The 14,188-nt window shown below is 68.9% G+C and carries 12 protein-coding genes; 8 read left to right on the forward strand and 4 right to left on the reverse strand.

The window, feature by feature from the left end:
- Genes JRI60_RS18610 through JRI60_RS18630 form a run of 5 tightly spaced genes read left to right on the forward strand, consistent with a single transcriptional unit; the run spans position 1 to position 5,822 of the window.
- Complete coding sequence (locus JRI60_RS18610; RefSeq protein WP_204227200.1) at positions 1 to 2,163, forward strand: cation:proton antiporter; 2,163 nt, start codon at positions 1 to 3, stop codon at positions 2,161 to 2,163.
- A 51-nt stretch (positions 2,164 to 2,214) separates the two neighbouring features.
- Positions 2,215 to 4,356: a cation:proton antiporter gene (locus JRI60_RS18615; protein ID WP_204227201.1), complete on the forward strand. Its 2,142-nt coding sequence runs from the start codon at positions 2,215 to 2,217 to the stop codon at positions 4,354 to 4,356.
- A gap of 46 nt (positions 4,357 to 4,402) precedes the next feature.
- The gene (locus tag JRI60_RS18620) at positions 4,403 to 5,221 is read left to right on the forward strand and encodes a helix-turn-helix domain-containing protein (RefSeq protein WP_204227202.1); all 819 of its coding nucleotides are present in this window, start codon (positions 4,403 to 4,405) and stop codon (positions 5,219 to 5,221) included.
- 18 nt (positions 5,222 to 5,239) lie between these two features.
- Positions 5,240 to 5,413: a hypothetical protein gene (locus tag JRI60_RS18625; protein ID WP_204227203.1), complete on the forward strand. Its 174-nt coding sequence runs from the start codon at positions 5,240 to 5,242 to the stop codon at positions 5,411 to 5,413.
- 46 nt (positions 5,414 to 5,459) lie between these two features.
- A complete protein-coding gene (locus tag JRI60_RS18630; protein WP_204227204.1) occupies positions 5,460 to 5,822 on the forward strand; it encodes a hypothetical protein in 363 nt (120 codons plus the stop codon).
- A 21-nt stretch (positions 5,823 to 5,843) separates the two neighbouring features.
- Here the strand turns inward: JRI60_RS18630 and JRI60_RS18635 are convergent, their stop codons facing one another.
- The 4 genes from JRI60_RS18635 to JRI60_RS18650 all read right to left on the reverse strand — a co-directional run bounded on the left by JRI60_RS18635 (position 5,844) and on the right by JRI60_RS18650 (position 10,206).
- Complete coding sequence (locus tag JRI60_RS18635; RefSeq protein ID WP_204227205.1) at positions 5,844 to 6,983, reverse strand: RCC1 domain-containing protein; 1,140 nt, start codon at positions 6,981 to 6,983, stop codon at positions 5,844 to 5,846.
- A complete protein-coding gene (locus tag JRI60_RS53440; protein WP_239470602.1) occupies positions 6,983 to 7,252 on the reverse strand; it encodes a hypothetical protein in 270 nt (89 codons plus the stop codon). The genes JRI60_RS18635 and JRI60_RS53440 overlap by 1 nt, the downstream gene beginning before the upstream one ends.
- 642 nt (positions 7,253 to 7,894) lie before the next feature.
- Positions 7,895 to 8,968 (reverse strand): hypothetical protein, encoded by a 1,074-nt coding sequence (locus JRI60_RS18645; RefSeq protein WP_204227207.1) that lies wholly within the window; start codon positions 8,966 to 8,968, stop codon positions 7,895 to 7,897.
- Positions 8,965 to 10,206, reverse strand: a complete 1,242-nt coding sequence (locus JRI60_RS18650) for a zinc-dependent alcohol dehydrogenase (RefSeq protein ID WP_204227208.1) — start codon at positions 10,204 to 10,206, stop codon at positions 8,965 to 8,967. The genes JRI60_RS18645 and JRI60_RS18650 overlap by 4 nt, the downstream gene beginning before the upstream one ends.
- A gap of 115 nt (positions 10,207 to 10,321) precedes the next feature.
- On the opposite strand from JRI60_RS18650, the gene ruvB reads away from it, so the two are divergent.
- From ruvB to lpxC, 3 genes are all read left to right on the forward strand, one after another.
- Complete coding sequence (gene ruvB, locus JRI60_RS18655) at positions 10,322 to 11,359, forward strand: Holliday junction branch migration DNA helicase RuvB (RefSeq protein WP_204227209.1); 1,038 nt, start codon at positions 10,322 to 10,324, stop codon at positions 11,357 to 11,359.
- Between the two features lie 32 nt (positions 11,360 to 11,391).
- The gene (locus tag JRI60_RS18660) at positions 11,392 to 12,846 is read left to right on the forward strand and encodes a hypothetical protein (protein WP_204227210.1); all 1,455 of its coding nucleotides are present in this window, start codon (positions 11,392 to 11,394) and stop codon (positions 12,844 to 12,846) included.
- A 387-nt stretch (positions 12,847 to 13,233) separates the two neighbouring features.
- The gene (lpxC, locus tag JRI60_RS18665; RefSeq protein ID WP_239470603.1) at positions 13,234 to 14,163 is read left to right on the forward strand and encodes a UDP-3-O-acyl-N-acetylglucosamine deacetylase; all 930 of its coding nucleotides are present in this window, start codon (positions 13,234 to 13,236) and stop codon (positions 14,161 to 14,163) included.
- Positions 14,164 to 14,188: the final 25 nt, after the last annotated feature.

Genomic DNA, 14,188 nt, shown 5'->3' on the forward strand with positions numbered 1-14,188 from the left:
ATGCACGCCGTCGGACACAACCCCCTGACCCTACTGATCGTGCAATTCATCGTGATCATTGGGGTTTCCCGGCTGATCGGGCGGGGCGCGCGGTGGCTGGGGCAGCCGCTGGTCATCGCCGAGGTGCTCGCGGGCATCCTGCTGGGGCCCTCGCTGCTGGGGTGGGTGGCCCCCGGGGCCATGGAGTGGCTGTTCCCGGCCAGCAGCATGTCGGTGCTGAAGATGCTGAGCCAGGTGGGGCTCATCCTCTTCATGTTCCTCATCGGGCTGGAGCTGGACCCCAAGCTACTCAAGGGCCGGGGGCACGCCTCGGTGGTCATCAGCCACACGAGCATCCTGGTGCCCTTCGGGTTGGGCGCGGCGGCGGCGCTCTGGTTCTACCCGCGTCTGTCCGAGCCCTCGGTGCCCTTCTCCTCCTTCGTGCTCTTCATGGGCGTGGCGATGAGCATCACCGCCTTCCCGGTGCTCGCGCGCATCCTCACCGAGCGGCGGCTGCTGACCTCCAAGGTGGGGGCCATGACCATCACCTGCGCGGCGGTGGACGACGTGACGGCGTGGTGCCTGCTGGCCTTCGTCGTCTCCATCGTGCGGGCCTCGGACCTGATGCACGCGGGGCTCACCACGCTCTTCGCGATGCTCTACATCGCCTTCATGCTGGGCGTGGTGCGGCCGTTCCTCTCGCGGCTGGGCGCGCGCGTGGCGAACAAGGAGGGCCTCAACCAGAACGGCGTCGCCCTGACGCTGATGATGCTGCTGGCGTCCTCGTGGGCCACGGAGCTCATCGGCATCCACGCCCTCTTCGGCGCCTTCATGATGGGCGCGGTCATCCCCAAGGAGGGCGGGCTGGCGCAGGCGCTGGCCGAGAAGCTCGAGGACGTGGCGGTGGTGCTGCTGCTGCCCCTCTTCTTCGCCTTCAGCGGTCTGCGCACGGAGATCGGCCTGCTGTCCACCAGCGACCACTGGCTGATGTGCGGCTTCATCATCCTCCTGGCCTGCGTGGGCAAGTTCGGTGGCAGCGCGGTGGCCGCGCGGCTCACCGGCATGCGCTGGCGTGAGGCGGGGGCCATCGGCATCCTGATGAACACCCGCGGGTTGATGGAGCTCATCGTCCTCAACCTCGGCCTGGACCTGGGCGTCATCTCTCCCACGCTCTTCACCATGATGGTGGTGATGGCGTTGGTGACGACGTTCATGACGACGCCGCTGCTGCGCATCATCTATCCCCCCGAGGAGATGGCTCGGGACCAGGTGTCGCTCACACCCGTGGCCCCGCTGGCGGAGGCGCCGCCCTTCACCGTGCTGATGTGCGTCTCCCACGAGCAGGCGGGAGCCGGCATGGTCACCCTGGGGCGTGCGCTCCTGGGTACGCCCTCGCCGTCCTCGCAGCTCTACGCCCTGCACCTCATCCGCCCCACCGAGCGCGCCTCGTTCCACCTGCGCCATGACCCGGAGAAGGCCAGCGGCAATACCCTGGCCCCGCTGCTGGGCCGCGCGAGCAGCCTGGGCCTGGAGGTGCGGCCGCTGTCGTTCGTGTCGGCCGAGCCCGGGCTGGACATCTGCCGCACGGCCGAGGCCAAGCAGGCCAGCCTCATCCTGCTGGGCTGGCACAAGCCGCTCTTCAGCCGCACGATGCTGGGCGGCACCGTGCACGAGGTGATGCAGGAGGCGGGCACGGACGTGGCGGTGCTGGTGGACCGGGGCCTGGAGAACGTGCGCCGGGTGCTGGTGCCTTTCATCGGCAGCTCGCATGACCGGGCGGCCCTGGGGCTCGCCCGCCGGCTGCTGCAACACTCCGATGCCGAGGTCACGGTGCTGCACGTCACCCAGCCCGAGGGCCCGCGTGAGCACTCGGGCGCTCGCCCCCTGGTCGAGGCGCTCTTCCCGGAGGGGTCCGGGCGGGTGCACTTCAAGGTGGTGGCGCACGACTCGCCCGAGGACGCGGCGCTGGAGGAGTGCCGGCGCGGGTATGACCTGGTGGTGGCGGGCGTGGGCGCGGAGTGGGGCCTGGAGGACCAGCTCTTCGGCTTGCGCGGTGAGCGGCTCCTCCGAGACGCTCCCACCTCGCTGCTCATCGTGCGACACTCGGCCTCCTCGCCCGCCGCGGAGGCCACCGCCGCGACGGAGGCGGTTCCCGCGCTGACCGCGGGCAACGCCGCCTCTTGAGGCCTCGGGGCGGGCGAGGCGTGAACCCGCTCGCTTCACGGAGGCAGACCGATGGCCGATCTCGCGCACAACCCGCTCAGCCTGCTCCTCGTGCAGCTCGTGATCATCATCGGTCTGTCCCGGCTCATCGGGCGGGGAGCGCGGTGGCTGGGCCAGCCCCTCGTCATCGCCGAGGTGCTCGCGGGCATCCTGCTGGGCCCCTCGCTGCTGGGGTGGGTGGCCCCGGAGGTGATGGGCACGCTCTTTCCCGCGAGCAGCATGCCGGTGCTGAAGATGCTGAGCCAGGTGGGGCTCATCCTCTTCATGTTCCTCATCGGGCTGGAGTTGGAGCCGCGGGTGCTCCGGGGACAGGGCCGGACGTCGGTGCTCATCAGCCACACCAGCCTCCTGGTGCCCCTGCTGCTCGGGGCGCTGGTGGCGTGGTGGCTCTACCCGCGCCTGTCCGAGCCCTCGGTGCCGCTGCCCTTCTTCGTGCTCTTCGTGGGGTTGGCCCTGAGCATGACCGCCTTCGCGGTGCTGGCGCGAATCCTCTCGGAGCGCGGCCTGCTGCGCTCCAAGGTGGGACTGCTCGCCCTGACCTGCGCGGCGGTGGATGACGTGACGGCGTGGTGCCTGCTGGCCTTCCTCGTCTCCCTGGTGCGCGCCTCGGGGCTCGAGCAGGGGGTGTACACCACGCTCTTCGTGCTGCTCTACATCGGCTTCATGTTGGGAGTGCTGCGGCCCTTCCTTCATCGGCTGGGCGCGCGCGTGGCGAGCAGGGAGGGCCTCAACCAGAACGTGGTGGCCCTCATCGTGCTGCTGCTGCTGGCCTCCTCGTGGGTGACCGAACGCATTGGCATCCATACCCTCTTCGGCGCCTTCCTCTTCGGGGCCATCATCCCCAAGGAGGGTGGACTGGCCGAGGCGCTGGTGGAGCGGTTGGAGGACGTGGTGGGGGTGATGCTGCTGCCCGTCTTCTTCGTCTACAGCGGCCTGCGCACCCACCTGGAGCTGTTGGGGAGTGGCTCGGACTGGGCCCTGTGCGGCCTCATCCTCCTGGTGGCCAGCGTGGGCAAGTTCGGCGGCAGCGCGGTGGCCGCGAGACTCTCGGGCCTGCGCTGGCGCGAGGCGGGGGCCCTCGGCATCCTGATGAATGTGCGCGGGTTGATGGGGCTCATCGTCCTCAACCTCGGCCTGGACCTGGGGCTCATCTCTCCCAAGCTCTTCACCATGATGGTGGTGATGGCCCTGGTGACCGCCCTCATCGCCTCGCCGCTGCTGCGCTGGGTGTATCCGCCTGGGGAACAGGTCCAGGACCGGGTGCCGCTCGCCCCCGTGAGTCCACCGGTGGTTCCCGCGCCCTTCACCGTGTTGATGTGCGTGGGGCAGGGGCAGGTGGGCAGGGGGATGGCGACCCTGGGGCACGCCCTCATCGGCTCCAGCGCCGAGCCCTCCCAGTTCTACGCCCTGCACCTCGTGGCCCCCAGCGACCACTCCTCCTTCCATCCCCGGCGGGAAGAGGACACGTCAGGAGATGCCCTGGCCCCGTTGCTGGGCCGCGCGAGCAGCCTGGGCCTGGAGGTGCGGCCGCTGTCGTTCGTGTCGGCCGAGCCCGGGTTGGACATCTGCCGCACGGCCGAGGCCAAGCAGGCCAGCCTCATCTTGCTGGGCTGGCACGAGCCGCTCTTCAGCCGCGCGATGCTGGGCGGCACCGTGCACGAGGTGATGCGGGAGGCGGGCACGGACGTGGCGGTGCTGGTGGACCGGGGCCTGGAGGGCGTGCGCCGGGTGCTGGTGCCCTTCCTCGACGGCCCGCATGACCGGGCGGCGCTCGCCCTGGCGCGGCGCCTGCTGCGCTCCACGGACGCACAGGTGACGGTGCTGCACGTCACTCCTTCCGCGGGTGCGCGCGGGCCCACGGCGGCGCGGTCCCGGGTCGAGAAGCTCTTCCCGGGAGCGCCTGGGCGCGTGCACACCCGGGTGGTGGCGCACGGCTCGCCCGAGGACGCGGCCCTGGAGGAAGCACGGCGTGGCTATGACCTCGTGGTGATGGGAGTCGGGGCCAGGCACCGCGAGCGCCTCATCCGCGAGGCTCCCACGTCACTGCTGGTGGTTCACCCCCATTCCCAGGCCAGCGCAGGTGAGGCCGCCGATGTCGCCGACAACGAACCCGATACGGCCCCGGCGCTCCCAGCCGATGGCCCCTTCCCTTGAATCACTGTCACCCCCCCTTACGCATCGGAAACGAGACAACGACGTCATGCACCTGGGAGCGACCATCCGACTGCTGCGCGTGGACGCGGGGCTGAGCCTGCGCGACCTCGCCCGTCGTATCGGCGTGTCCAGCGCCTACCTCAGCCGCGTGGAGAACGGGCTGGACGCGGCCCCCACGCCGGAGCGGCTCGCCGCCATTGCCCGCGAGCTGGGCGTGCCCCCCACGCTCCTCATGGACGTGGCGCACCGGGTGAGCCCCTTCGTGGCCCACTACCTGGAGCAGGTGCCCGGCGCGGGCATGCTCTTCCTGGAGATGGCGCGCCGGGGCCTCTCCGGCCCGCAGCTCGCCCGGGTCCGTGAGTTCCTCGACGCGGAGTTTCCCATGCGCGCCGCCGGGAGTGAGGCTCCGGTGCCGGCACTGGTGCCGCTGCTGGCGCCGGAGCGGATGGTGCTGCGCCTCACCTGCGCCGCACTCGAGGACGCGCTGGATGTGGCCGCGGGGCGGCTGGTGGGGTCCTGCCCCGGCATGAGTGCCCCCTGGCTGGTGGCGGAGCTGAAGCGGCGTGAGGCGGAGGCCTCCAGCATGGTGGGCAACGGCGTGGCGGTGCCGCACGCCATCGTCGAGCACGCCGCGCCGGTGGCCGCCGTGGTGACGTTGGCCAAGCCCCTCAAGGCCGAGACGCCGGATGGCCTGCCCCTGCGGCTGCTGGTGGTGCTCGTGGGAGGAGAGCGCGGACGTGCGCACCTGGTGCGGTTGGCACATGTGGCGCGGTTGGCCAGTCATGGTCTGGCCGAGCGGCTCGCCGATGAGGAGCAGCCCCAACAATTGCTTTCCCGGCTCACGGAGCTGGAAGCCCTGCGATGAGTGCGTGGAGGTGAGATCATGATGAAGACAAGCCATGTGCTGGTGGGAACGCTCTCCTGGGTGCCGCCCCACGTGCTCGCATTGTCCGGAGTGCGCTGGCGGTTGCTCGCGCTCGGCGCCGGGGGAGGGCTGATGGTGGGCCTGACCGCGTTGGGACTCTGGCTCATCCGCCTCGCCCTCAAGACACGGTAGGACGCCATCCGTGATGGATTCGGCGGATTCGACAAGGACGAGTGCGATGACAATGTTTCTTCGACGCTGGCCGTTGGCTTTCGTGGTGGTGACGGGTCTTCTCTCCGGGTGCGGCCTGCCGGAGGAGGAGGGGCTCACGGAGCCCGTGGGCTCCACGGAACTGGAGCTCACCAATACCTGTCAAAGCCTCTCCCAGCACTACGCGTTCAAGTGCGCCACGATCCCCGTGTACAGCTCGGCCACGAGCAGCACCGCGATCGACACCATCTACTGTGGCGGCGCCAACGTGAGCGTGCGCCTGTTGAAGGCGTGTCCCTCGAACGAGCGCTTCTACGTGGAGTACTCCCGGTTGTCCGGCCCGTACGAGCCGGGCTGGGTCCACCGGAGCTTCATCGCGACCGTGAACTGAGAGGCCGCGAGTGGCGGGCCTTCAAGGAAGCACGGCTTGCGTTGGTACCAGGCTATATGATGCCGAGCCATCGCCGAGCTGGCCTTGGGCGTTGTAGCCCCAACCCCAGACGGTGCCATCGTTGCGCAGGGCCAACGAGTGGGAATTGCCAGCGGTCAGAGCGGTGACGCTGGACAGGCCGGGCACCTGCACGGGGGTGAGGCGGGTGGTATTTGTTCCATCGCCGAGCTGGCCTTGGGAGTTGGAGCCCCAGGCCCAGACGGTGCCATCGTTGCGCAGCGCCAGCGAGTGGGCATTGCCAGCGGCCAGCGCGATGATGCCGGACAGAGCGGAGACCTGCACGGGGGTGAGGCGGGCGGTGGTGGTCCCATCGCCGAGCTGGCCGGAGGAGTTGGCGCCCCAGGCCCAGACGGTGCCGTCGCTGCGCAGCGCCAGCGAGTGGGACTCGCCAGCGGCCAGGGCGGTGATGCTGGACAGGCCGGAGAGCTGAATGGGGGTGGGGCGGGCGGTGGTGGTCCCATCGCCGAGCTGGCCGGAGGCGTTGGAGCCCCAAGCCCAGACGGTGCCGTCGCTGCGCAGTGCCAGCGAGTGGGCATTGCCAGCGGCCAGGGCGGTGATGCTGGACAGACCGGACACCTGCACGGGAGGGCGATCGGAGTTGTCGCCCCAGGCCCAGACGGTGCCATCGCCACGCAGCGCCAGCGAGTGTTTTTCACGGGCGGAAACCGCCGGCGACGGGCAACGATTGGTGGAGAGGGTGAATTCCCTGGTGGTGGTGAGGCTTTTGCTGTTGGCGACAGTGACGGTGACGGTGATCACAGTTCCTGCTGGCGAGCAGGGTGGAGGGGTCCATGTGATCTCGCTGTTCGTGCCAGTGCTAGCAGGAGTCCCGAGGGTTCCGGCGCTGCACGTCCACACGAAATCGAGATGGGGTGTCTCCTCGTCCTGTGCCGTGACGCTGAACGTCACCGTTTCGTGGGCCAGCACGCTGGTGGCGGACTGAGCGCCTTGGATGATGATGGGCGCGGTTGTGTCACAGCGATCGGGGTTGCGCTGGCAGAATGCCTCCCCCTCCTGCTCGAAATCCGCGCAGCCCGCGAGCCCGATGAGCAGCACCATGGCCAGTAGGGCCTGGAGGCTCGAATTCTTCTGCGTCCTCATCACGGCCACCTCCCATGAACGAAGGCGGAGGTCCCATCCGTGCTCACGCCGAGCGACACGGGCTGGTCCGGCGAACCCAGTACGTACATCCCCGCCGCGGTGACCAGACCCGCGGCGCCTGCACCCAGCAGGCTGATTCCCACCGTCTGCCACGTGTTCCCGCGAGAGACATTGCGCTGCACGTCTTCCCTCGTCGCGATCCGGGGATCGTTGGTGCGCAGCTGGTTCAACGTTCCGCGAGAGATGGCCCAGGAGATGCCACCTGCCACCAGGAGGGTCCCGCCCGCGACGGCTGGGATGAGCGACTTCCTTCGCAGCGCTCCGTGCGCAGACGCCTCGAGAGAGGCAGCGGAGGGCGGAGTCGCTGGTGGCTGGGTCACGACAGCCGTGGACGGGGATGCGGAGGGCTCCACCCTCAGACGAGCGAACTCGCGCTTCACCTGCTGCCGTACGGACTCGAAGCGCCTTTCGATCTTGGGCGCTACCTGCACGGGTAGCTTCGAGTCGGGTCGTAGCAGGAGTGCTGCCTTGAAGGCGGCGGTGCCTTGCTCCTCCCGACCCAACTCGCACTGGAGTATTCCCTCGTAGAGGGAGCGGGTGACTTCTTCTTCCGTGCTGCGAGGTAGCTGTCGGGCGAGTTGTGTCTGCTCGAGAGCGCGCTCGTATTCGAGGCTTTCGTACAGGCTATGGATCGAAATGAGGTAGGTTTTTACATCCTCGGTGTTCTCGGCTCGAGTGGCGCAAGGAATCACCAGGAGCAGACTCAAGGCCAGGGCTCTCTGATGGACAGAACTGTCGAGACGACGTGTCTGATTCATAGCGCCCTGTGTCGATGAGAATCGAGAATCGCCCTCCAATGGGGATGGTCCGTCGACCCCGGGGGAAAGTCCACCTCCACATGAAATGAATTCTCAGGCGGCCCGGCGCGCGGCGGTGGTGGGGCGGATGTCCCCGTGGTTCGGCGGGGGCAGGGTGATGGTGGGCGACAGGCCCGGTGCCACCAGCGCGCTCGTCAACAGGGACGAAGGGTGGAAGTTCACGAACGCCCCCTCCACTCGCGACGGGCCCGCGAAGAGTTTCTCCACGATCATCGACGAGTACTGCTCCAGCGAGCTCTCACGGGTGTTGCCATTGAGCACCACCTCCAGGCCCATCTGCTCGGCGTAGGCGCGCACTCCCGGAATCCTCGACTGCAGCGGCGTGTAGCTCTCCGAGGCCACGCCGTTCTCGCTCACCACGAACACTTCCTTGTCCGAGGCCACCGCGAGCGACATGTTCCCCATCGTGTGCCCCGGCGTCGACAGGATGGCCGCGCCCCTTCCCAGCCACACGTCCCCGTCCAGCAGCACCACCCGCTCCTCCGGCACTCCGTCCGTCCCGCCCGGCACGTACCAGACCTTCTCCAGCGGGTGCAGGTTCTTCACCGACTCCCACTCGGTCCGCTGCACCAGCAGCTTCGCCCTCGGGAAGTACGCCGGCTCTCCGTCCCCGCCCAGCCACCGCCGCACGTCCTGCACGTGCAGGTGGTCGAACGCGATGTAATCCACGTCCTTCGGATGCAGCCCCAGCGCCGCGAGGTGGCTCTGCACCGTGCCCAGCCGCCGTGTCATCACCTTGTCCGACAGGAAGTTGCCGTACTTCTCCCGCAGCGACGCGTAGAAGGGGGCCGCCTGCCCGCGCTCGTAGTCGCTCGGGTTGAAGAGCAGGGTGCGCGTCACTCCCTCCTCCTGGTACTGCACCACCTGCATCCGGTTCGTCATCATCACGTAGGGCGCCGGTGACAGCGCCCCTCCGCTGAAGGCGAACAGCGACGGGTAGGGGAACGTGACGAGATCGCACGTGGCCACCGCCGCCACCGGGCCCGCGGCCGTGAACACATCGCGCGCCTCCTGCGCGGCTCGGCGGAGCTTCTGAAGCCGGATGCCGGACACCGGCTCGGCGCGGGCCTCGTTGAGGAAGGGCAGGGGACGGAAGGGGGAGGTCATGGGTTCACCGTGAGGTCGAAGACGGTCTTCACCGACTGGTACTGGCCACGCGCCAGGTTGGCCTCGATGGCCTCCTGGTAACGCGCGAGCGGAAAGGTATGTGTCACGAGCACGCTCGGATCCGGGCCCTCCCGGCGGGCGAGCAGCTCCAGCACCAGGTCGAACGTGTGCTTGCGCTCGCCCCGGAAGCTCTCCGGGCCGTACACGTAGGAGCCGAGCAGCGTGAGCTCGTTGCGCCACACCGTCGTCCAGTCCACCCGCTCCAGGATGCCCGCCGCCCCCACCAGCACCACCTTCCCCAGCGAGCGCGTGTAGCGCAACGAGTCCTGCACCGAGGTCGCGCTGCCGATGCAGTCGAATGTCACCTCGTAGCCCCCCATGAGCGCTGGCGGGCCGAGGATGGGGCGGTACACCTTCGCGCCCGTGCGCCTCGCCACCTCCTCGGCCTCGGCGGTGTCGTCCCGCATCACCCGGAAGGCCTCGTCCGCCCCGAGCTGCTTCGCCAGCCGCAGCTGGTACTCCTCGGCCGCCAGCAGCGTCACATGACAGCGCGAGCCCAGCGCGCGGATGGCCCAGAGGCACGCGAAGGCCACCGGCCCACCGCCGATCACCAGCACCCGATCCCCGTCCTTCAGCGGCACCTTCAGCACCGCGTGCAGGCTCACCGCGAGCGGCTCCACCAGCACGCCGGCCGTGTCTCCCACCCCTTCCGGCAGCGGGTGGAGCTGCGAGGGGTGTGCCACCATCTCCGTCCCCATGCCCCCGGGCAGGTCCTTCTGGAAGCCGAGCAGATGCCCCGGTGCGAGGCAGCCCTCGGCGGTGTGCTCGCAGCCGTTCTCCTGGCCAGCCGCGCACGGCGCGCAGGGCGGCTGGATGCCCCGCAGGCGGCAGGGCAGCAGCGGATTCACCACCACCTTCTGTCCCACCTCCACGCCGCGCGCCTGGGGCCCCAGCTCCTTCACCTCGGCGAGCACCTCGTGGCCCAGCACCGCGGGAAAACTGTTGAAGGGCTCCATCTGGGGGCTCATCTTGAAGAAGATCGTCCCCATGTCCGAGCCGCACAGGCCCGCCAGCAGCGGGCGCAGCCGCACCCAGTCCGGTCCGGGCAGGGTGGGGGAGGCCAGCTCACGCAGGGAGAGACAGCTCCCACGCCCGTAGTGCAGCTTCGGGTACATTCCTCCAATCCCCTTGGCGAGGACGTACTTGGGGATGGAGAGTGCGAAGACGAGTCCCTTCACGGGGGGCAAGCTCCCTGGGCAGGCGGCCTGACGGCGGGGGACGCGGAGTCTAGCTCGCGAGAGGACCCGCGACACAGGGTCCGTTCTGGTAGGGTGACGGCAGAGGGTTGACTGTATGGCGAAGGCGAAGCGGAAGTCCGACGACACACTCTCTGGAGAGGCGCTCAACGACGAGGTCCGCGTCGAGGCCTCGCTGCGTCCGCGCACCTTCGACGAGTACGTGGGGCAGAGCGCCGTCGTCGAGAAGCTCAAGGTGTACGTGCAGGCGGCCAAGAGTCGTGGCGAGTCGCTCGACCACTGTCTCTTCTCCGGCCCCCCGGGTCTGGGCAAGACGTCGCTGGCCTACCTCATGGCCACCGAGCTGGGCGTGGGCATCCACGTCACCAGCGGCCCCGCGATCGAGCGCAAGGGCGACCTGGCCGGCCTCCTCACCAACCTCAACGAGCGCGACATCCTCTTCATCGACGAGGTCCACCGCCTCAACGTCGCCATCGAGGAGTACCTCTATCCGGCCATGGAGGACTTCCGGCTGGACATCACCATCGACACCGGCCCCGCCGCCCGGGCGATGAAGATCGACCTGCCGCCCTTCACCCTCATCGGTGCCACCACCCGCACCGGCCTCCTCACCTCGCCGCTGCGCGACCGCTTCCAGATTCAAGAGCGGCTCGAGTACTACGAGCCCAAGCACCTGGAGATGATCCTCAACCGCTCGGCGCGCATCCTCGGCGTCAAGTTGGATCGCGAGGGCGCGAAGGAGATCTCCACCCGCGCGCGCGGCACCCCGCGTATCGCCAACCGGCTGCTGCGCCGGCTGCGCGACTTCGCCGAGGTGGAGGGCGATGGCACCATCACCCAGGAGCTGGCCTCTCAGTCGCTCACCCGGCTCGGCGTGGACCCCTCCGGTCTGGACGCGATGGACCGTAAAATCCTGCTCACCATCCTCGACAAGTTCGGCGGGGGCCCGGTGGGCGTGGAGACCATCGCCGCCAGCGTGGGCGAGCAGCGCGATACCATCGAGGACGTGTACGAGCCGTACCTCCTGCAGGAAGGCTTCCTCCAGCGCACGCCGCGGGGCCGAGTAGCCACGCACCACGCGTACGCCTATTTCAACAAGAAGGCGCCCACCACGGCGCAGGGGTCCCTCTGGTGAGCACCACCGCGACCGCCGTCCAGCCGCCTCCCATGTCCCGCGTTCCCCGTGACTTCTACGCGGAGCTCGTCCGCACCTCCCAGGGCAACCGCGCCGGCTACCTCGCCGATCGCGAGCGTTGGCTGCGCGAACTGCCCGTGGAGGCCCGCGAGGAGCTCCTCTTCGAGTTCGAGATGCTCCTGCGCGCCGTGGAGCGCTACGTCCACCTCCACGACAACGGCGTCATCGATCCCCAGGATCAGCCGCTCGTCACCCGCGACTTCCGCGAGGAGCTCAAGGACGTCCGCGCCACCCTCAGCCAGGCCATCCGCCTGGCGCGGCACCTGTTGGATCCCGACTCCACCCAGAAGCTCCAGTTCCGGCGCTACGTGGAGACGCAGCTGTCCGACGACAAGACGCGCCGCTCGCGCATCGAGGGCGAGCTGGACCAGGAGACGCCCCAGGAGAGCCTCTTCGTCCTGCGTCAGTCCTTCGAGTCGCTGCGCAACCTCATCGACCACCTGCTGCAACTGCCGGTGTGCGGGCTGAACCTCTTCAACGACGTGGGCAACCTCGTCCTGAGGGAGATCGTCCTCAACCGCTACTTCCGGCCCTTCCGCCTCAACGAGTTCCGTCTGGAGTACGACCGGCTGCGCTCGGTCCGCCTGCTGTCGCTGCTCGCCACGGTGCCGGCGGAGACGCGGCCCCTCTTCACCATCGCCTACCTGGGCCTGTTCCGCCTGCTGCACTACCTGGCCTACGTGAGCCAGGATGCCCAGGGCCCCATCCCCCGCCGCGTGCGCGTGGTGCTCTCCCTGGTGCGCAGCGAGGCGCTCAGTCTCGTGGGCTACCTGAAGAACGAGCTGGCCCCCAAGGCCGGCCCCAAGCCCCTCCAGGCCGCGTGCTTGCGCGTGGCGCGCGACATCGCCCGCGAGACCGAGCGCATCGCCCGCGACATCCTCGTGGAGCTGGACCGGGACCGCGCCGCCGCCGCCCGCGCCTCCTACGCATTCACCCAGCTCTTCCAGGCCCAGGTGGTGGCCCTCACCGAGGCGCTCGCCCCTGGCTCCGCCCACGGCGAGGCCCCCTTCGAGCAGCTCGCCTCCCCCATGGAGTCCGCCGAGCGGCTGCGCAAGGACCTCTGGGTCTTCTCCCAGCTGTGCCGCGCCGCCGAGGGCCACCTGCGCAACGACGACGTGGTCGCCGCCGAGGCCACCATCTCCAGCATCGTGGCCTTCCTCGGCTACTTCCAGGACGGCAGCTACCAGCTGCTGCGCTACGTGGACTACGAGGCCTTCGATCGCTTCAGCGCGCTCCTCACCGAGCTGCCCTGGCCCCCCGAGGGTCCCGCCATCCGCACCCGCCTCATCGAGGACCTGCGCGGCTTCTCCCTGGTGCTGGAGAACACCTTCGCGGCGGTGAGCCGGCGCGCCCAGCTGCGCGGCTTCACCTTCGACCGGGCCGAGGCCGAGCTGCTCCGGGACCGCTTCCTCGCCGCCACCCGGTGACGTGGTTGTCGCATACCCGTCACTGTAAAGTTTCCACACGCCACGATTTCACCCGCCGAGCGTTTGATTCCGGGCATCCGCTTGCGCTATCTGGGGGCCGTCTTGACGCGTCATGACGGCTCTCGGCGTGTGGAAGTTCTGACACAATTGTCACGGTGACGGGGTAGGTGCACAGCGAGTCGAGGGGGGTGGGGGTGCCGGAGGTCTCGGTCTCTCCCGCGAGCGGATGGAAAAAGCCAGTGAATCCCACGATTTGGGAAGCCGGGGAGCCCGCGCGGGACTCCCTCCCGGAGGGGGGTTCAATGGCGTGTGGCTTGCATCGATACGCGGCGCGTCAGATGGGCAGTGAACAGTGAAGCACCCGCATCGAAGAGGCGACACCGAACCATGGCTTCCAACCCGTACAACCAGCGCACCCTGTCCCAGCCCGTCCATTGCCAGGGGGTGGGGCTTCACTCTGGCGCGCCGGTGAACCTCTCGTTGCTGCCCGCGCCGGTGAACCACGGCATCATCTTCGTGCGCACGGACACGCCGCGCCCGGTCTCCATTCCCGCGCTGACGGAGTACGTGGTGGACACCTCCCTGGCCACCACGCTGGGCAGGGATGGGGTGAAGGTGAGCACGGTGGAGCACCTCATGGCGGCGCTGGCCGGCATGGGTCTGGACAACGTGCGCGTGGAGCTGGACGGCCCCGAGGTGCCCATCATGGATGGCAGCGCCGCGCCCTTCGCCTCCCTCATCGCCGAGGCCGGTGTGCGCGAGCAGGAGGAGCCCCGGCGCCTGCTGGTCATCAAGAAGCAGGTCTCCGTGGTGGACGGTGACAAGGAGGCCAGCCTGTCTCCCTGCAACCGCTTCCGCATCTCCTGCTCCATCGACTTCAAGCACCCGCTCATCACCGAGCAGACCTTCGACCTGGAGTTCTCCGACCGGTGCTTCGCCCGGGAGATCTCCCGCGCGCGCACCTTCGGCTTCCTCCGGGACGTGGAGATGCTCAAGAAGATGGGCCTGGCGCGCGGCGGCTCGCTGGACAACGCCATCGTGGTGGACGAGTTCTCCATCCTCAACCCGGACGGCCTGCGCTTCCCCGACGAGTTCGTGCGCCACAAGATTCTCGACGCCATCGGGGACATCTCCCTGTTCGGCCGCCCGGTGGTCGGCCACCTCAAGGCCTTCAAGACGGGGCACGCGCTCAACCAGAAGCTGGTCAAGGCCGTCCTCGCCGACCCCAGCAGCTACGAGATCGTCCCGGCCCGCAAGCACCTGGAGTTGCCGGAGCTGCGCCTGCCGGAGCTCGGCCTCGAGCCGATGGTGGCCTGAGCGAAGTCCGAGAAATTTCTTTGCG

This window comes from Archangium violaceum (genome assembly GCF_016887565.1).
GTDB classification, from domain to species: Bacteria; Myxococcota; Myxococcia; order Myxococcales; family Myxococcaceae; genus Archangium; species Archangium violaceum_B.

Excerpts from the sequence above, each read along its gene's own strand:
- JRI60_RS18635 (WP_204227205.1), bottom strand. The coding sequence starts at position 6,983 with ATGAGGACGCAGAAGAATTCGAGCCTCCAGGCCCTACTGGCCATGGTG.
- JRI60_RS18625 (WP_204227203.1), top strand. The coding sequence starts at position 5,240 with ATGATGAAGACAAGCCATGTGCTGGTGGGAACGCTCTCCTGGGTGCCG.
- lpxC (WP_239470603.1), top strand. The coding sequence starts at position 13,234 with ATGGCTTCCAACCCGTACAACCAGCGCACCCTGTCCCAGCCCGTCCAT.
- ruvB (WP_204227209.1), top strand. The coding sequence starts at position 10,322 with ATGGCGAAGGCGAAGCGGAAGTCCGACGACACACTCTCTGGAGAGGCG.
- JRI60_RS18645 (WP_204227207.1), bottom strand. The coding sequence starts at position 8,968 with ATGACCTCCCCCTTCCGTCCCCTGCCCTTCCTCAACGAGGCCCGCGCC.
- JRI60_RS18630 (WP_204227204.1), top strand. The coding sequence starts at position 5,460 with ATGACAATGTTTCTTCGACGCTGGCCGTTGGCTTTCGTGGTGGTGACG.
- JRI60_RS18615 (WP_204227201.1), top strand. The coding sequence starts at position 2,215 with ATGGCCGATCTCGCGCACAACCCGCTCAGCCTGCTCCTCGTGCAGCTC.
- JRI60_RS18610 (WP_204227200.1), top strand. The coding sequence starts at position 1 with ATGCACGCCGTCGGACACAACCCCCTGACCCTACTGATCGTGCAATTC.
- JRI60_RS18660 (WP_204227210.1), top strand. The coding sequence starts at position 11,392 with ATGTCCCGCGTTCCCCGTGACTTCTACGCGGAGCTCGTCCGCACCTCC.
- JRI60_RS18620 (WP_204227202.1), top strand. The coding sequence starts at position 4,403 with ATGCACCTGGGAGCGACCATCCGACTGCTGCGCGTGGACGCGGGGCTG.